The sequence below is a fragment of the Virgibacillus oceani genome (genome assembly GCF_014638995.1).
Taxonomy (GTDB): Bacteria; Bacillota; Bacilli; order Bacillales; family Amphibacillaceae; genus Virgibacillus_E; species Virgibacillus_E oceani.
Genome location: NZ_BMFR01000009.1, coordinates 79,091 through 98,548, shown reverse-complemented (window position 1 = coordinate 98,548; position 19,458 = coordinate 79,091). Strand labels below are relative to the sequence as shown.

The following is a 19,458-nucleotide window of genomic DNA, read 5'->3' as shown; positions in this document are numbered from 1 at the left end:
ATTTGACAGAAAAACAGTTGTATAATAAACCACTATACTAAAAAGGAAATTAAGGGGGGGTTGTTTTGTCACAACCGGAGAAATATTTGGACCTTCCATTAGAAGAAGTAATTGGTGACAGATTTGGAAGGTACAGTAAATATATAATTCAGGATCGTGCATTACCAGATGCAAGGGATGGGCTAAAACCAGTTCAAAGAAGAATTTTATATGCAATGCACGAAGAAAAGAATACACATGACAAAAATTTTCGTAAATCAGCAAAAACAGTGGGTACCGTTATCGGAAACTTTCATCCGCATGGTGATTCGTCTGTATATGAGGCAATGGTACGCCTTAGTCAGGATTGGAAGGTGCGTAACGTATTAGTCGAAATGCACGGTAATAACGGTAGTATTGATGGAGATCCACCTGCTGCTATGCGTTATACGGAAGCAAGATTGTCAAGCATTGCTTCCGAATTGCTTCGAGATATCGATAAACAAACAGTCGATTTTATTCCTAATTTTGATGATACAATTTCTGAACCGGTAGTTTTGCCTGCGAAGTTCCCTAATCTATTGGTCAATGGATCTACCGGTATATCGTCTGGATACGCTACGGACATTCCTCCGCATAACTTAGCCGAGGTTATAGATGCCGTAATTAAGAAAATTGATAAGCCATCTGTTTCGGTGGATGAACTAATGGAGGTTATCAAGGGACCAGATTTTCCTACAGGAGGAATTATACAAGGTGTAGAAGGCATTAAAAAAGCGTATGAGACTGGAAAAGGGAAAGTTATTGTTCGTGGAAAGGCAACCGTTGAATCCGTAAGAGGCAATCGCGAACAAATTGTTATCGACGAAATACCATACGAAGTTAATAAAGCAAATATGGTAAAAAAAATTGATGAATTAAGGCTTGACCGAAAAGTAGAAGGAATTGCCGAAGTCAGAGACGAAACAGATCGAACAGGATTAAGAATTGTAATTGAATTAAAAAAGGATGCCAACAGTGATGGTGTTTTAAACTATTTGTACAAGAATACTGACTTGCAGATAACCTATCATTTTAATATGGTAGCTATTCAAGGCAAAACACCTAAACTTTTATCATTGCCTCAAATGCTTGATGCGTACATCTTACATCAAAAGGATGTTGTAACAAGACAAACTGCTTTTGAATTGAAAAAAGCAAATGAACGAGCACATATTGTTGAAGGTCTAATCAAAGCAATTTCAATTTTAGATGAACTTATTGCCACGATTCGCGCTTCTAAAGATAAACAGGATGCTAAGAGACGTATTATTGCTGCTTATGGTTTTTCAGAGGCACAAGCGGAGGCAATCGTAACGCTTCAACTATATCGGTTAACAAATACGGATATTACCTCATTAGAAAAAGAAGCTGATGCGTTACGAAAGAAAATAAGTGAGTTAGAGGCAATTTTAGCCAGTGAAAAAAAATTGCTGCAATCAATTAAACGTGATCTTAAACATTTGAAAAAAACATATGCAGATAAGCGAAGAACCGTGATAGAAGATAAAATTGAAGAATTGAAAATTAATATTGAGGTTATGGTAGCTAGTGAAGATGTACTAGTTACAGTAACGAGGGATGGTTATCTTAAACGTACCAGCCTTCGTTCATATGCTGCCTCAAATGGAGAAGATTTAGCCATCAAGGAAGAGGATCATCTTGTTGGACAGATAGAATTGAATACAACTGATAAGATGCTCATTTTCACATCTAAGGGAAAATATATCTATATCCCAATTCATGAGATCCCAGATATACGTTGGAAAGATATTGGTCAGCATATATCCAATATTGTCCCGATAGACAAAGATGAACGTATTATCCAATGTGTACCTGTCCGGGAATTCTCTAATGATAACTTTCTTGTGTTTTTCACGAAAAACGGGATGGTAAAACGCAGCGAATTAAAGCTATATGAAGCACAGCGATATTCGAAGGCGCTTGTAGCATTGAACTTAAAAGGCAATGACGAGTTAGTAAATGTTTATCAGACAAATGGCCATTCAGATATTTTCATTGCTACTAATAAAGGGTATGGGCTATGGTATCATGAATCCGAAGTATCCCCGGTTGGTCAGCGGGCTGCAGGAGTTAAAGCAATACAATTAAAAGAAAAAGAGTACGTTGCAAATGGTCAAGTTTTTGATGATTTGTCACAGCCATCACTTGTTTTAGTAACGCAGCGTGGCGCTTGTAAACGAATGAAGTTAAATGAATTTGAGAAAACAACTCGCGCCAAGCGTGGATTGTTAATGCTGCGGGAATTAAAAAGCAAGCCGCATCGTGTTAAGGGGTTTTATGTTGTTAATGAAAATGACACGATTTGTTTTAAGACAGGAAAAGGTGAATTGCATAGTATTTTCCCATTAGAACTATCAACTAGTGATCGCTACAGTAATGGATCATTTGTTATTGATTCCGATAATCAAGGTGAAGTTGCAGAAGTATGGAAAAATGCAAATTATGAGAAGCCATTTAATGACTCGGAATGATCGAAATAAATAAGCACCTGTTTAGGAAGATTCCTAAACAGGTGTTTATTTACTATTTCAATACAAGTAAAATTCCTATACAAACCGAAATGAAAACCCTTTCAAAAATTACTGAAAACCCCTTCATATAATCAGAAATATATGATAAAGTTAAATTAAATTTCAGAAAGGAGGGTTTATAACGGATTTACGGCAAAAAATTATACAGACTTCCTTACTGCTGTTTGAAAAAGATGGGTTTCACGGTGTAACAGTTAATCAAATTGTAGAAAAGGTAGGAACCTCTAAAGGCGGATTTTATCATCACTTTAAATCAAAGGATGAACTTTTATTTGTAATACACGATACGTTTATTTCGTATGTATTGGAAAAAGCAATTATTGCTAATGAAACCTATGATTCTCCTACAATGAAATTACAAGCAATAATTAAAGATTTTGTAAAGGTTTTTGATTTGTACAAACCGCATATTTCAGTATTTTATCAGGAGACCATTTATTTAAAGCCTCAATATGAACAATTAGTAAAGAAGAAGCGTGAAAAATTTAAACTGCTGATCTTAGATTCAATAAGAGAAGGAAAAGCAAGTGGTGAGTTTCGTCAGGACATGTCTGTTGACATTACAGGAATGGCTATTTTAGGAATGGTAAACTGGACATATAAGTGGTATAAGCAGAATGGAGCAAAATCAATTGAAGAAATTGGTGATATCTTCGTTGACTTGATCTTGAGGTCTGTATTAAGTGAAGAAATGCTTCGGAAAGATAGTGTAAGAACATAAATTGTTTCTTCATAAGTAAAATTATTGCATTTTTAGGAAATGAACAGACCAACCAGTCGGTCTTTTCGCTAACTTATAGGGGGATATAACATGGACTTTGAATTATCAAAAGAGCAGGTTATGATTAAAAATATGGTTCAGGATTTTGCAAAAAATGTTATTAGGCCGCGAGCGATTGAAATTGATGCAGAAGCAAAATTTCCTGAAGATATTTTTAAACAGATGGGTGAACTTGGATTAATGGGAATTCCGTTTCCAGAGCAATATGGCGGTTCCGGAGGGGATACACTTTCCTACGCGTTAGCTGTTGAGGAAATCGGCAAAGTATGCGGTAGTACTGGATTAAGCTATGCAGCTACTGTATCATTGGGCGCCAGCCCTATTTATTACTTTGGTACAGAAGAGCAAAAGGAAAAATTTTTAGTGCCAATTGCCCAAGGTAAGACGCTTGGGGCATTTGGATTAACGGAGCCAAATGCAGGATCTGATGCTGGGGGTACTAGAACAACTGCAGTTGAAGATGGAGAAAGCTACATAATCAATGGTGAAAAATGTTTCATCACAAATGCCAATTATTCAAATACAATTACGGTTACAGCCGTTACAGGGAAAGATGATCGCGGTAAAAACAAAATAAGTGCGATCATTGTCCCAACCGATGCTGAAGGTGTAACTATAAATAGTAACTACGATAAAATGGGCGTCCGCGGATCTGACACCTGTGAAATTGTTTTGGATAATGTTCGTGTACCAAAGAAAAATTTACTTGGAGATCCCAATAAAGGCTTCAAACAATTCCTGCATACACTTGATGGCGGACGAATTTCAATTGCTGCATTAGGTTTAGGAATCGCACAAGCATCATTGGATAAAGCGTTAAACTATGCTAAAGAAAGAACACAATTTGGAACTGCTATTTCTAAATTTCAAGCCATTCAATTTAAATTGGCTGATATGGCTATGGAAGTAGAGTTAGCAAGAAACATTGTACACAAAGCTGCATGGCTTAAAGATCAGGGCAAACCATTTACAAAAGAAGCTGCATATGCGAAGCTTTTTGCTACTGAGACTTCATTTCGCTCCGCAAACCAAGCAATCCAAATCCATGGTGGATACGGTTACATGCGTGAGTATGAAGTAGAACGATATTTAAGAGATGCAAAGTTATTGGAGATTGGTGAGGGAACCTCTGAAGTACAGCGTCTTGTAATTGCTAGACAATTAGGATGTTAATTGCAAATATTGGAATCAGTAAGTGATGCCGTAGTTTGTAAAAAATTAGCTAACTATTTTCCAAAGCAATGAATGAGGGGAGAAAATTCATGACTTTATTAAATTTAACCATTGGAGAGTTATTGGAGAAGCAAGTGAATTTACATCCAGATCATGAAGCTGTTGTTTATCCAGAATTGAATTTAAGAAAAACCTACAAAGAATTTGATGACATGGCAAATAAGGCCGCAAAAGGATTCATGTCATTGGGGATTGAAAAAGGGGAACATGTAGCAATTTGGTCTGATAATAAACCAGAGTGGCTAACCTCACAATTTGCAACAGGAAAAATGGGAGCAGTCCTTGTTACAGTAAATACAAATTACCAGGCGAAAGAACTGGAATATCTATTAAAACAATCCGAGGCTACTACATTAATTTTAGCAGAATCGTATAAAGGAACATCTTATATTGATATTTTAAAACAGGTTTGTCCCGAGCTTGAGCAAGCTGATAAAGGTAAGTTAATGTCTGACAATGTTCCGTTTTTAAGAAATATTATTGTCCTAAGCAATGAAAAGTATCCGAATGCATACACTTGGAATGAAATGATTGAAAAAGGTGCTTCAATAGCTGATGAAATGCTCGACGAACGCAAAAGATCTCTGCATCATGATGATGTTATAAATATGCAGTACACATCTGGTACAACAGGTTTTCCGAAAGGGGTTATGCTTTCCCACTACAATATCATAAACAACGGGAACCAGATCGCGGATTGTATGAAGTTAACGTATAAGGATCGACTTTGTATTCCAGTACCTTTTTTTCATTGCTTTGGGTGTGTATTGGGAGTACTTGCTGCCGTTTCAAAGGGTACGACCATGGTTATTCTGGAACAATTTGAAGCGGAGAAAGTTATGAAAGCAGTCTCTGATGAAAAATGTACTGGATTGCATGGTGTGCCAACAATGTTTATCGCAGAATTAAATCATCCAAATTTCTCAAAATATGACTTTTCACATTTAAGAACAGGAATTATGGCTGGGTCAACATGTCCGATTGAAGTTATGAATGATGTGATGAATAAAATGGGTGCGAAGGAAATTACAATTGCATATGGACAAACAGAGTCATCGCCAGTCTTTTTGCAAACGAAAACAGATGATCCTGCCGAATTAAAGGCAAGTACGGTTGGGCAAGTCCATCCAAATGTTGAAGCTAAAATTATTGTACCTGGAACAAACGATGAGCAGGTTCAAGGAGTCCCTGGTGAGTTGTGTACTAGAGGATACCATGTTATGAAAGGGTACTATAATAATCGAGAGGCTACAAACGCAGTCATTGATAGTGAAGGCTGGCTGCACACTGGTGATCTCGCAGAAATGGATGAAAACGGCTATTTTAAAATTACCGGTCGAATGAAAGATATGATCATTCGTGGAGGTGAGAATATCTACCCACGGGAAATTGAGGAATTTCTTTATCAGCACCCAGGGATTTTAGATGTCCAGGTTATAGGAATTCCGGATGCTAAATATGGTGAAGAAGTTATGGCATGGATAATCTTAAAGGATGGTGTGTCACTGACTGAACAAGATATACGGTCATATTGTGAAGGTAATATTTCCTATCACAAAATTCCTAAATACATTCAATTCGTTAATGAATATCCAATGACTGCAAGTGGTAAAATTCAAAAATATAAATTGAGGGAAATCGCAGTTCAACAACTTGAACAATAGGGGAGAGACTATGATCAAAAAAATACTTATCGCAAACCGGGGTGAAATTGCTTCACGGATAATTCGTACATGTAAGCGATTAAATATTCAAACTGTCGCAGTCTATTCTGAAGCGGATCAAAAGGCACCATTTGTATCGATAGCAGATGAAAGCTTTTTACTCGGGCCTCCACGTGTTAATGAAAGTTATTTAAATGTAGATAAAATACTGCAGATTGCTAATGAAGCGAATGCAGATGCAATTCATCCTGGATACGGGTTTTTAAGTGAGAATGCTTCATTTGCAAAAAGATGTCAAAATGCAGGATTGACCTTTATTGGCCCTGCTGGTCACATTATGGAGAAAATGGGCAGTAAGATTGAAGCAAGAGAAACAATGCAAAAAGCTGGTGTGCCGGTAGTGCCTGGTACAAATGGTGCTGTAGCTAATGTTGAGGAAGCAATCCGAATTGCTGCAGAAATTGGTTATCCAATTATGTTAAAAGCATCCGCTGGTGGGGGCGGTATTGGAATGCAGGTTGTTCATTCCGATGACGAATTAACCAAAGCATTTGCAAGTAATTCCAAACGAGCAGAAACGTTCTTTGGTGATGGTGCAATGTTTATGGAGAAAAAACTGGAGAATGCCCATCATATTGAAATTCAGATTTTAGCAGATCAGCATGGAAATGTCGTGCATTTATTTGAACGTGAGTGCTCAATTCAGCGAAGGAATCAAAAGGTAGTTGAAGAAGCACCGTCTCCATTTATTTCAGAGAATACGCGTATGAAAATGGGGGAAACAGCTGTAAAAGCTGCAAAGGCAATTGGGTATACAAATGCTGGAACGATTGAATTTCTGGTAGATGAAAGTGAAAACTTCTACTTTCTTGAGATGAATACCAGAATTCAGGTGGAACATGCAATTACAGAAGAAATTACAGGACTCGATATTGTAGAAGAACAAATACGTATTGCGAATGGTGAACCAATAAACATAAACCAAGATGAATTAACTATAAATGGACATGCGATTGAAGTTCGAATTTATGCTGAAGATCCAGTAACATTCTTTCCGTCACCAGGACATATTCATGAATTGCACGTTCCAGCTGGTGAGAATATACGAAACGAACTTGCTGTAACAGACAATTATGATGTTACACCATTTTATGACCCGATGATTGGCAAACTGATCGTGACGGGTGGAACAAGGAAAGAGGCTATTGCTGCTTTAAAAGATGCTTTAGCAAATTACCATATAAAAGGCATAAAAACGAATGTTTCCATGCTGCAAACAATTGTCGATGATGCCCAATTTAAATCAGGGATTACAACGACAGCATTTGTACAGGATCATTACCTAACCAAATTCCAAACAAATTAAGGAGGAACTAAATATGCAAGAAGTAAAGGCATCAATGGCAGGAAGTGTATGGAAAATTACCGTGAGTGAAGGGGAGAGCGTAGATAGTGGGCAAGATGTTGTAATACTCGAATCTATGAAAATGGAAATTCCGATTGCAGCTGAACAGACAGGGACTGTAAAGGAGCTGAAAGTTGCAGAAGGCGATTTCGTCAATGAAGGTGATGTTATCGCAATTATTGAGTAAAAGGTCTATCAATTACCCTAGTCCCCCACAACTCGGACTAGGGTATACATATTATTCTTTACACCATAACGCTACAAATAATAGTCGGGGAGGGCTATAATGTCAGGGCTAATAAAATTCAGAACCATTCACGACCATATTGCACTCATCACCTTAAACAGACCCGATGCAGCTAACGCGATGTCTAAGGCCCTATTAGATGAGTTAAATGAATGCGTGTACAAAATAAATAATGATTATACCATCCGCTGTACAATTATTACAGCTGCCAATGATAAAGCATTTTGTGCCGGAGCAGATTTAAAGGAAAGAAAAGGAATGAATAACCAGCAAGTAATCGAAGCTGTTAAGTATATTGGTGAAACTGTCACAAATATAGAAAAGATGAAAATGCCTGTAATTGCTGCAATTAACGGGGCAGCATTTGGTGGAGGATTAGAATTGGCATTGGCCTGCGATATCCGAATTTCTGCTGAACATGCTAAATTGGGATTAACGGAAACATCATTGGCTATTATTCCAGGTGCAGGCGGAACACAAAGATTGACAAGATTAATAGGTTTAGGTCAGGCAAAACGATTAATTTTTACAGCAAGTCCAATTACATCATCTGAAGCTATGGAAATTGGGCTAGTTGAGCAGATTAGCATTTCAAGCGAACTCGTAGACAATGCAATTTCGATGGCTGAACAAATTGTTAAAAATGGTCCTATTGCACTGCGTCAGGCCAAAACCGCAATTAATCAGGGCATTCAGACAGATATTACGACCGGATTAAATATTGAACACTTATGTTATAAGGAAACTATTCCGACTCAGGACCGAAATGAAGGATTAATTGCATTTAAGGAGAAGAGAAAGCCAGTTTATAAAGGGAATTAAAAACAGGAGGTCACTTCATGTCATACGTAGAAGACTTACAAACCAGAATCAATCATATAGAAAAAGGCGGACAGGAAAAATATCATAAAAAAAATGAAGAGAAAGGAAAATTGTTTGTTCGCAAACGATTGCAATTGCTATTCGATGAAGGCATAAACATTGAGGATGCCTTTTTTGCTAATTGTATGGATGATTCCTTGCCATCAGATGGGGTCGTTACTGGAATTGGAAAAGTAAATGGCCAAGCTGTTTGTGTTATGGCAAATGATTCAACCGTGAAAGCTGGTTCCTGGGGAAAAAGAACCGTAGAAAAAATTCTTCGTATTCAGGAAACTGCGATGAAATTAGAACTGCCAATGCTTTACTTAGTTGATTCAGCTGGAGCCCGAATTACGGATCAAGTTGAAATGTTTCCAGGTCGCAGGGGAGCTGGACGCATTTTCCACAATCAAATAAAATTATCAGGTAGAGTTCCACAGGTGTGTTTACTGTTTGGTCCATCGGCTGCTGGGGGAGCATATATCCCCGCCTTTTGTGATATTGTAATAATGGTGGACGGGAATGCATCCATGTATTTAGGTTCCCCTCGCATGGCCGAAAAAGTAATAGGCGAAAAGGTTAGTCTTGAGGAAATGGGTGGCGCACAAATGCATTGCTCTGTCTCAGGTGTAGGAGATGTACTGGTGCAATCAGAAGAAGAAGCAATTGCATATACGCGCAATTATTTAGGATATTTTCCTGCTAATTTCAAAGAAAAACCGAGGAAGTTAGAAGCGAAAGATATTAAACCATTTGAAAAATCAATCACTGATTTAATTCCGAAAAACCAAAATGCACCATTTAATATGTATGATTTTATTGATCGGATTATTGATGAAGATAGTTTTTGTGAAATAAAAAAGAAATTTGCACCAGAATTAATTACTGGACTTTCCCGAATTAATGGGAAACCAGTTGGGATTATTGCCAATCAACCAAGAGTAAAAGGAGGAGTGCTATTTCCTGATTCTGCGGACAAGGCAGCAAAGTTCATTCAATTATGTGACGCATTTAATATTTCATTACTATTCCTGATGGATATTCCTGGCTTCATGATCGGTACAAAAGTAGAACGAGCAGGTATTATCCGTCATGGAGCAAAAATGCTTGCATCCATGAGCGAGGCAACAGTACCGAAAATTTCAGTAGTGGTACGTAAAGCATATGGAGCGGGATTATATGCCATGGCAGGTCCAGCATTTGAACCTGACTGCTGTTTAGCCTTGCCTACAGCTCAAATTGCTGTAATGGGACCGGAAGCGGCGGTAAATGCAGTATATGCTAATAAAATAGCAGCATTACCTGAGGATGAAAGACCAGCTTTTATTAAAGAAAAACAGGATGAATACAAGGATAACATTGACATTTACCGGTTAGCATCAGAAATGGTTGTGGATGCCGTTGTGGATCCTGACAAACTGCGGGGAGAATTAGTCAACCGCTTTTCCATGTATGAATCAAAATCAATTACTTTTACAGAAAGAAAGCACGGTGTTTACCCAGTTTAACCATATGATTTTAAGCTGTCTCAAGTGGTGCCGGTAACAGGCACCACTTGAGGCGGCTTATTTTTTATTCCATAACACTTGCAGGTAAGACACATATAGTATTGTAACAGATATTTTCATGCAGATTATTTATATAGATTTCGATAATATTATTATGTTAACTAAAAGCGTCTTAATTCAATTTTACTAGTTTAAATGATATTCTGAATAAGAAGGTAAATGAAGGTGGGGAATTTCAATAATGGATAATCGTTTTTTTCGTGATGCTATGGGGAAATTTGCAACCGGTATCACTGTGGTCAGTTCGAAATACGAGGGTGAAATACTGGGAATGACTGTAAATGCATTCATGTCGGTATCACTTGATCCGAAACTAATAGCAATATCAATAGATGAAAATGCTGGAATGTACAAAAAATTACAGGAAACTAAAAAATTTGGCCTAAGTATTCTAAGTAAAGAACAAAAAGAACTATCCATGATCTTTGCCAAACAAATTGATAATGATCGTGAAATTTCATTTAATATGCAGGATGGCGTGCCAGTAATTGATGAAGCGATTGCCGCATTATCCTGTTACGTAAAAGAAACGGCAAAGGCAGGAGATCATATGATATTTATTGCAGAAGTGACAGAAATAAACTTAGGTGCTGGGGACCCGGTTTTATTTTATGGTGGTCAGTACAGAGCAATGGAAGGCAATAATTAAACTTATATATCATCTTTAAGGTTCACATTTTAAGAAATCAATAGACTTCATTGCTAAAAATTGTATTTCCCAACTTCTTCAAATATACTTAATGTACAAACCTTAAAAGAGGTGTCTAATGATGAAAGTAAAAGAGTTTATGATTACTGATGTGGTAACAGTTACTAAGGAGACGTCCATTAAGCGATTACTAGAAATTCTAGTAACAAATAAAATAGGCGGGGTTCCTGTTGTGGATGCTGAAAATAAGCTGCAAGGCATGATAACTGATGGAGATGTAATTCGGTATTTGCAGCCAAAGGGCAGGACTGTTTATGATATGTTTACTCTTATACTTGTCAGTGAAAAAGAGGATTTACAGCATAAGCTTGAATATGCGATTGATCACCATGTTGATAAAATAATGCGTAAAAAAGAGATATTTACTGTGAATCCTAATGATGACTTAGAAGCTGCTACTTCCATTTTTTCTAAGTACCGTTTTAAAAAAATCCCAGTAGTAGATGACAGTAACAAAGTGTCAGGTGTTATTAGCCGCGGTGATGTAATACGGTATATTTCTACTAAATTAATATCCGATAAATAATGGAATAAAAAAGGACTTTTGAACTTGCAAAGGTTCTTTTTTTTTGAGCATAATGATATTTTCCAATTGTCGAATTTTATCATCTTGACTAAAGATTCTGCAAGTGATAGTTTTAAAGTATTAATTAGGGATTTAGTCCCTATTCTTCGTAGAATTTAGGAACTGGGGTAGAGAAATAATGAAATTTTTATTGCCTGTTATTGGGGTTCTAGTATTAATTTTTGTTTTAGTTGCATTTCCGCTTTCTATTGAAATTATTGGGGGAAAACTTTCGGTAGAATTTGAAGTAATGATAGATTTAACGAAGGAATATTTAGGTGGAATTTTTACCGGTGATTCCTTTCATTATCAAGAGGGGATAGACCGAAACCCCAATTTTTTTTCAGCAATTCCGGATTATTTTATTACCTCCTTTATGTATTTGGCGGTTGCAATTATTCTTGCTATCATGATCGGATTGCTTATTTCTGCGTGGTTTAGCAGATCAAGGAGAGAATGGATGAAAGACCTTATTGGTTTTTTGGGAATGGTTCCAGACTTTATTATGGTTTTATTTCTGCAGCTTGGAACAGTTTATTTTTATCAGGCTACTGGCCATCGTTTAGCACGAATCGCAACACGAGGAGTGGATGAACATGCTATCCTGCTTCCGCTATTAACGTTAACAATCGTTCCAGCAATCTATTTAATCCGTTCATTATCTGAACGAACATATGATGTATTGACTGATGATTATATTTTAACTGCAAAAGCTAAAGGCTTACAACGAATCTACATATTTGTTCAGCATGTAATTAGGAATGTTTTGCCTTTTTTAAAGGCTGATTTACATAAAGTTATAGCTATTCTAATGAGTAATTTATTTATTGTGGAGTATTTATTTAACATTAGCGGATTAGCTGGGTTTCTGTTTAATACTAGTGAATATCAATTTAACCTTACTACTAATATTCTTATTACTTTGGTAGTTTTATATCTTGTATTGTACTGGTTTATACGGTTATTTATCGCTTGCTTAGAGAGGATATTTGCACATGATTAATTGGCGATTAGGTTTAGGGATTATATTAACGGGTTTATTAGTACTTGTAGCTATTTTCGGTCCAATGCTTGCTCCATATGATGAAGACTATATTAATCCTTCTGGGTATTACTATAATAGTAGTGATGATTTTGGTGTTATATCGAACCCTGAACCGCCCTCTGGTAAACATATCTTTGGGACGGACCAATATGGTTACGATATTTTAACGCTTTTACTGTATGGAGCTAAATATACTTTACTGGTTGGAGTACTTGTAGCTTTAGTAAGGGTTGTGATAGGTGGACTATTGGGGTTAATAAATGCTATTCGAACTAAAAATGAAAAGGTTGGAAGCAGCTTTGGCCTTTTGGGAAGTATACCTGCATTTATCATTATATATTTTGTAATGGCGGGAATTGTTGTGAACTCAAGTCTATCCATGATTGAGTTAATACTTCTCCAATCTGTGTTGATGACAATCGTAGGCATCCCTGGTGTTTATGCCGCAGTATTCAGCAAAACGAAAGAGTTAAAGAAAAATTTATATATCACAGCTTCCCATTCACTTGGCGCAAGATCATTTCGTATTGCTTGGAAACACTTATTGCCGCATCTGAAAGCCACATTAATGGTGATGTTTGTAAAAGAGATTATTCTGGTACTTTCGCTGATTGGACAGCTGGGTATTTTTAATATCTTTTTAGGTGGTACAATTTTACGACTGGGCGGAGAAGGTGTATACCTGTCCGTAACCCATGACTGGGCTGGATTAATCGGGCAATGGCGTTCATTTGTATATGATTACCAGTGGGTATTGTTATATCCTTTATTAGCATTTGTACTAATTATATTTTCATTTTATATTCTTTCCAGAGGGATTGAGTTAAAAGATAAACATGGGTTTAAGAAATATCCCCACATTTAACGGGTAGAATTTAAGTGTGAAAACACGTATAATAACCATGTATAATTGTATCAGAAGGGATATGTACATCTTGGAATTAATTAGTACGTTGCCAAATCAGATAACCAAAGATCAGTTTGCGGCCCTCTACCAGGAGATACTGGCAAATGGAGATACTAAAAACGCGGCCAAACTACTGGATTTATACGAAAAAATGAAAAATGACGAATTCGTTGTAAGCTTTGCAGGGCATTTTTCTGCAGGCAAATCATCGATGATAAATAGTTTAGTAGGTGAAGATATATTACCAGAGAGTCCTATCCCAACGAGTGCGAACGTTGTAAAAATCAATTCGGGTAGGGGAACTGCACGTATTTATTTTCACCATGATGCTCCTATGGAATACAAAGAACCTTATGATTTCAACATGATTAAGGAGTATTGTAAAGATAAAGATACTATTAGCAAAATTGAACTTAGTACATCAAAAAAAATCTTGCCTGAACATACTGCGCTATTTGACACTCCAGGTATTGATGCAGCCGATGATGCGGACCGTTTAATTACAGAGGGATCCTTGCATGTTGTTGATGTATTATTTTACGTAATGGATTATAATCATGTCCAATCTGAAGTAAATTTACAATTTTTAAACTCATTAGCTCAAAAAGGTATTCCTTTTTTTGTAATAATTAATCAAATAGATAAACATAATGAGGCTGAAATTTCGTTTGCAAGATTTGAGGAAAGTATTAAACAAACGTTTGATCAATGGAATATTCATCCAGAAATGATTTATTTTTCATCTCTCGTTAAGGAAAACGCTTCACATAACCAGTTTCCACAAATTAAACAAACATTGCACAATCTGATGACAACGGATAGGGATCTGTATTATTCAATTACTAGTTCCGTAAGACAGGTCGTAAATGATCACATCCAGTTACTGTCAAATGAATGCAATGAGAAAATTGCGGAATATGAAGGTATTAATGGAAATCAAGAACAAATTTTCGATCGTATTGCTATGTACGAGGAAAAAATAGCAGCACTAGAAAACTGTGTGAATCAATTTAAAAAGGATTTTCATTCAGAATTACAATCAACTTTAAAAAACGCCTACATCATGCCATATGAAATACGTGACAAGGCACAATCCTTTCTTGAATCACAGCAATCCGATTTTAAAATAGGATTGATTGGATCAAAGAAAAAAACAGAAGATGCAAAAGAAAAACGTTTAGATGATTTCTTAAGTTCATTGCTTGAGAAAGTGGAAGCATTCATACAATGGAAGTTACGTGATAAATTCGTCAGTCTTTTAAAGCGATACTCCATTAATCAAACGGAATTGCATCAGTTAAGCCAACAATTTAGGATTGAGTATAATGCAGAGGACGTATTGTCCAGTATAAAATCTGGCGCCAAGGTAACAGGCGACTATGTATTAAATTATACAAATGAAATCAGCAGCAATATAAAGACAAAGTATAAACAGGAAGCAGTACGGCTATTAACTGGAATTACTGAAGCATTAACGGCAGAAAATGAGAAAAAAATCACGAATTATCAAGATGAACTTACAACATTACGAACAACCATGGATCAAATAAATACTATTGATGCATTACAAAAGTCTTTGATAAATAAACAAAACAATTTAGAGACAATTTTAGCGCAGCCGAACCAGAATGTGAGTTTTTCCCTAGAAGAAATTATAGAAACAAGATACGCAGTTATGGAACAAGGGAATTATAAGCGTAAGCATAAAAAGCCTGCAAGAAATGTAGAACACGGGGCAAACATGCAAAATAATCAAATTGAAGGAAAAACCGGGTCATTGGATAGTGTTTTACAGAGTATAGAGCTTACCATTAACACAGTAACAGGTTTACCAGGATTTCAGTCCATTGCCGATGACTTAAAAGCAAAACAGGAACGTTTAGCAAATCGAACACACACAATAGCTTTATTTGGTGCATTCAGTGCTGGTAAATCATCCTTCGCCAACGCATTAATCGGCAATAATTTACTGCCGGTGTCACCTAACCCTACTACTGCTACAATTAACAGGATATGTCCAACAACAGAAATTTATAAACATGGAACTGTTATTGTAAAAATGAAAAGTTATGATATGTTGTGGAATGATTTAATCTCTATCACAAAGGAATTTTCGCCTTCGTGTGACAATTTTTCAGAATTAATCAGCTGGGTTCAGAGAGAAGCTATTCATATGAGCGATAAGCTGCAGCATATGTATCAAGCATATTTACAAGCGATGGTAACGGGCTATGATAATAACAAAAATAATATTGGCGAACAGCTCACAATAACCCTGCATGAGTTTGCAGAATATGTCAGTGATGAAACAAAGGCATGCTATGTGGAATCTATAGATCTGTACTATGATTGCCCTCTAACTAAACAAGGGATTACACTAGTTGATACACCGGGGGCTGATTCTGTTAATTCACGACATACGAATGTTGCATTTGATTATATCAAATACGCTGATGCAATTTTATATGTAACGTACTACAATCATGCGTTGTCTCGGGCAGATAAGGATTTTCTAATGCAGCTGGGACGAGTGAAGGATACATTTCAGTTAGACAAAATGTTCTTTATTGTCAATGCAGCGGATCTGGCAAAGGATAGTAAGGAACTGGCGTTAGTTACGGATTATGTAGAAAATCAATTAGTTCAGCTAGGTATTCGTTTCCCAAAATTATTTCCAATTTCAAGTAAACAGGCACTTGAAGCGAAACGGGAGAATAAGCCTTTAACAGATCGGATGCAATCATTCGAGAATAAATTTTATCATTTTGTTCGGGATGATCTTGCTGTTCTATCAATCAATGCTGCATTACTGGACATAAAGCGGGCCAGCCAATCTATGACTAATTATATAGATTCCGCGAATTTAAATGAGCAGGAAAAAGAAAACTATCGACTTGATTTATTTGCTAAGAGAGAAAAATTAGAAACAGGCATAAAGGCTGCTGGCATAGAAGTATACACAAAACAAATTAATCAAAAAATAGAAAAGCAGCTTTATTACGTTTTGGAAAGGCTTTCCATACGTTTTCATGATATATTTAAGGAAACATTTAATCCGACAACTATTACTGGTGCTGGTAAACAAGCGCAGGATCAGCTTCGTACCAGTATGAATAATTTACTCGATTATACTGGTTATGAATTAATACAGGAATTAAGAGCCGTTTCACTTCGAATTGAATCTTATATCCATTCAACTGCACAAGATGCTTACGAAATTATTGTTGAAAAAAGTAAACAGATAGACAAAAAGTTAGTATTGCCAAGCTTGTCATCTTTTGATTTGGCAACACCAGAATATAATCAAGGTTTACAAGGGATAGAAAAAAATACATTTCATAAAGCTCTTTCTATTTTTAAAGGAACCAAGTCATTTTTTGAAAAAAACGAAAAAGAAATAATAAAAGAAGCGATTTATGAGAAACTTGAACCATATATAAAGCAATATATTGAAGATAACAAGACGATTATGAAACAGGCTTATATAGTTCAATGGAATAACGTAATGGAAACAATTCAGCGTGAAACAATCAATAATATCGATTCTTACATTGATAGCTGCCTTTCTATGATGGCAGAAACTATCGATATGGAAGTACTTTCTGACAAGCTTCAAATCCTTTATTCTATTATGGAAAACCATGGCGTACAGGAGGTGTAATGTTATGGAGAAACAAAAAATACTATTAGTAGATGGAATGGCATTACTTTTTAGAGGTTTTTTTGCAACAGCATTCCGCGGTAATTTTATGAAGACAAGTAAAGGGTTGCCGACAAATGGGGTATATCAATTTTTACGGTATTTTTTAGATGCCGTTGATACGTTTAAACCCACACACGTTATTTGCTGCTGGGATATGGGAAGCAAAACGTTTCGTACTGAATTATATGCAGGGTATAAGGCAAATCGCGGTGAACCACCGGAAGAATTAATTCCTCAGTTTGATCTAATAAAAGAGGTAACGGAGGCATTCAATATGCCGAATATTGGACTCAAGAATTATGAAGCGGATGATTGCATTGGCACACTGGCTAATCATTATGCAATTAAAAACGATGTGATTATTCTGACTGGTGATCAGGATATTTTACAGCTTGTTAATCACGGGGTCAGTGTTGCCATCATGAAAAAGGGGCAGGGAAACTATGAAGTTTTTCATCAAGAAAACTTTTATGAGAAACGAGGTATTGAACCAAAACAAATAATTGATTTAAAAGGTTTGATGGGTGATACTTCCGATAATTATCCTGGTGTAAAAGGTATTGGTGAAAAAACCGCTCTTAAACTTATTCAGGAGTTTGGTTCGATCGATAACTTACTTGCTAATACGGACAAGTTATCAAAAGGAATTCAAACTAAAATTAACAACAACCTTGATATGCTGCATCTGTCAAAGAGGCTTGCCGAAATAAAATGTGATGTACCAATTAGCTGTGCTTTGGATACAGCGCGCTGGGAATATGATTTAGCTAAAATCAATGAAAAATTCACTGAATTGGAATTTAAAAATTTAGACAAGTTAATTGGATAAATTAAAAAGCGGGTAGCAGGAAGGATACATCCTTACTGCACGCTTTTTGTATTTGTCATGGCTGTAAGATTACCTTTATACAGTCATCCTCCTTGTTGTTAAATATATCATAACCGTGTGCGGCATCTTCTAATGAGAGTTTGTGTGTAATAATAGCGGTGGGATCAACATTTCCATTTACAACTTTTTCATATAGCCCAGCCATATAACTTCTAGCAGGCGCTTGTCCCATTTTTAATGTGATATTTCTAGTGAAGAACGGCCCTAGAGGAAACATATTATAAAGTCCGCCGTACACACCGGTTAACTGAACGGTACCATATTTACGTACTGCCTTAGTAGCAATTTGAATTGGTCCTAAAGTTCCACCTTGCAATTTTAGCTTTTGTTCGATATATTCAAGTGGCGATTTTTTTCCGTCCATGCCTACACAATCAATGACAATATCCGCGCCACCTTTTGTTATTTCCTTTAAAGTTTCTCCCATATCTTCGTCCTTTTTAAAATTAAATATTTCGGTCTTATTCATCTTTTTAGAATGCTGCAGACGATACTCTAAATAATCTACAGCAATTACACGTTCAGCCCCTTTGGTCCAAGCAAACTGTTGTGCCATTAACCCAATTGGCCCACACCCTAGCACAATTACGGTATCACCTTTTTTAACTCCAGCATGTTCAACACTCCAATAAGCAGTAGGTAACACATCGGATAAGAAAAGCAATTGATCATCATCCAGTTCACAGTCTTCAGGAACGAGGAATGGTGTGTAATTGCCGAACGGAACCCGAAGATATTCGGCTTGACCACCTGGATAATTTCCGAATTTTTCCGAATAACCAAAGTATCCTCCTGAATCATAATGTGGGTTTGAATGGTCACACTGACTTTCCTGATGATGTGCACAGTAATAACAGGTACCACAGGCAACAGTAAAAGGAATGACAACTCGATCTCCTTTTTTTACCTTTGTAACGTTTGGACCAACCTCTTCAACGATTCCCATTGGTTCATGTCCAATAATATACCCGATTGGAAGAGGAAAATTGCCTTGATATAAGTGTAAATCAGAACCGCAAATGGCTGTTGAAGTGATTTTCACAATTACATCCTCAGAATCTTGAATTTGGGGATCGTTTACTTCCTTTACACTAATCGATTCCTTTCCTTGATACGTAACAGCTTTCATAGAGATTTAGCCTCCTAATTTGAATTTCCTATTTATAGTCCGCATTGTGACCCATTATTATACTCTGAAATACAACACTAGGTTTTGAATCGAGCCAACAGGGCGTTAAAAACTGCAGAGTTGGCATTTCCAAATTTTTAGAATGGTTAATTTGAAACATTTTGTTATACATTATCTAC

Annotated in this window: 15 protein-coding genes; 14 read left to right on the top strand and 1 reads right to left on the bottom strand. The window is 36.4% G+C overall.

What is annotated here, in order from left to right; all coding sequences use genetic code 11:
* Positions 1-65: 65 nt before the first annotated feature.
* The 14 genes from parC to IEV74_RS11855 all read left to right on the top strand — a co-directional run bounded on the left by parC (position 66) and on the right by IEV74_RS11855 (position 18,090).
* Positions 66-2,513 (top strand): DNA topoisomerase IV subunit A, encoded by a 2,448-nt coding sequence (gene parC, locus IEV74_RS11920; protein ID WP_188455597.1) that lies wholly within the window; start codon positions 66-68, stop codon positions 2,511-2,513.
* Between the two features lie 178 nt (positions 2,514-2,691).
* Entirely contained in the window at positions 2,692-3,294 is a 603-nt protein-coding gene (locus IEV74_RS11915) for a TetR/AcrR family transcriptional regulator (RefSeq protein ID WP_188455639.1), read from the top strand.
* A gap of 90 nt (positions 3,295-3,384) precedes the next feature.
* Complete coding sequence (locus IEV74_RS11910; protein ID WP_188455596.1) at positions 3,385-4,527, top strand: acyl-CoA dehydrogenase family protein; 1,143 nt, start codon at positions 3,385-3,387, stop codon at positions 4,525-4,527.
* Between the two features lie 89 nt (positions 4,528-4,616).
* Positions 4,617-6,251 carry an AMP-binding protein gene (locus tag IEV74_RS11905; protein ID WP_188455595.1) on the top strand — a complete coding sequence of 545 codons (1,635 nt, stop codon included), beginning with the start codon at positions 4,617-4,619 and terminating at the stop codon, positions 6,249-6,251.
* A 10-nt stretch (positions 6,252-6,261) separates the two neighbouring features.
* Positions 6,262-7,617, top strand: a complete 1,356-nt coding sequence (locus IEV74_RS11900) for an acetyl-CoA carboxylase biotin carboxylase subunit (protein WP_188455594.1) — start codon at positions 6,262-6,264, stop codon at positions 7,615-7,617.
* Between the two features lie 13 nt (positions 7,618-7,630).
* Positions 7,631-7,843, top strand: a complete 213-nt coding sequence (locus IEV74_RS11895; RefSeq protein ID WP_188455593.1) for an acetyl-CoA carboxylase biotin carboxyl carrier protein subunit — start codon at positions 7,631-7,633, stop codon at positions 7,841-7,843.
* Positions 7,844-7,942: 99 nt separating this feature from the next.
* Positions 7,943-8,725, top strand: coding sequence for an enoyl-CoA hydratase (locus IEV74_RS11890; protein WP_188455592.1), 783 nt, complete (start codon positions 7,943-7,945; stop codon positions 8,723-8,725).
* A gap of 17 nt (positions 8,726-8,742) precedes the next feature.
* Entirely contained in the window at positions 8,743-10,272 is a 1,530-nt protein-coding gene (locus IEV74_RS11885; RefSeq protein WP_188455591.1) for an acyl-CoA carboxylase subunit beta, read from the top strand.
* A gap of 241 nt (positions 10,273-10,513) precedes the next feature.
* Positions 10,514-10,981 (top strand): flavin reductase family protein, encoded by a 468-nt coding sequence (locus IEV74_RS11880; RefSeq protein ID WP_188455590.1) that lies wholly within the window; start codon positions 10,514-10,516, stop codon positions 10,979-10,981.
* 118 nt (positions 10,982-11,099) lie between these two features.
* Positions 11,100-11,567 carry a CBS domain-containing protein gene (locus tag IEV74_RS11875; protein WP_229683154.1) on the top strand — a complete coding sequence of 156 codons (468 nt, stop codon included), beginning with the start codon at positions 11,100-11,102 and terminating at the stop codon, positions 11,565-11,567.
* Positions 11,568-11,745: 178 nt separating this feature from the next.
* The gene (locus IEV74_RS11870; RefSeq protein WP_188455589.1) at positions 11,746-12,609 is read left to right on the top strand and encodes an ABC transporter permease subunit; all 864 of its coding nucleotides are present in this window, start codon (positions 11,746-11,748) and stop codon (positions 12,607-12,609) included.
* Positions 12,602-13,516: an ABC transporter permease gene (locus IEV74_RS11865; protein ID WP_188455588.1), complete on the top strand. Its 915-nt coding sequence runs from the start codon at positions 12,602-12,604 to the stop codon at positions 13,514-13,516. The genes IEV74_RS11870 and IEV74_RS11865 overlap by 8 nt, the downstream gene beginning before the upstream one ends.
* Positions 13,517-13,577: 61 nt before the next feature.
* Complete coding sequence (locus tag IEV74_RS11860; RefSeq protein ID WP_188455587.1) at positions 13,578-17,219, top strand: dynamin family protein; 3,642 nt, start codon at positions 13,578-13,580, stop codon at positions 17,217-17,219.
* 4 nt (positions 17,220-17,223) lie between these two features.
* Positions 17,224-18,090 carry a 5'-3' exonuclease gene (locus IEV74_RS11855; RefSeq protein WP_188455586.1) on the top strand — a complete coding sequence of 289 codons (867 nt, stop codon included), beginning with the start codon at positions 17,224-17,226 and terminating at the stop codon, positions 18,088-18,090.
* Positions 18,091-18,145: 55 nt separating this feature from the next.
* Here the strand turns inward: IEV74_RS11855 and IEV74_RS11850 are convergent, their stop codons facing one another.
* Entirely contained in the window at positions 18,146-19,279 is a 1,134-nt protein-coding gene (locus IEV74_RS11850; RefSeq protein ID WP_188455585.1) for a zinc-dependent alcohol dehydrogenase, read from the bottom strand.
* Positions 19,280-19,458 lie beyond the last annotated feature (179 nt).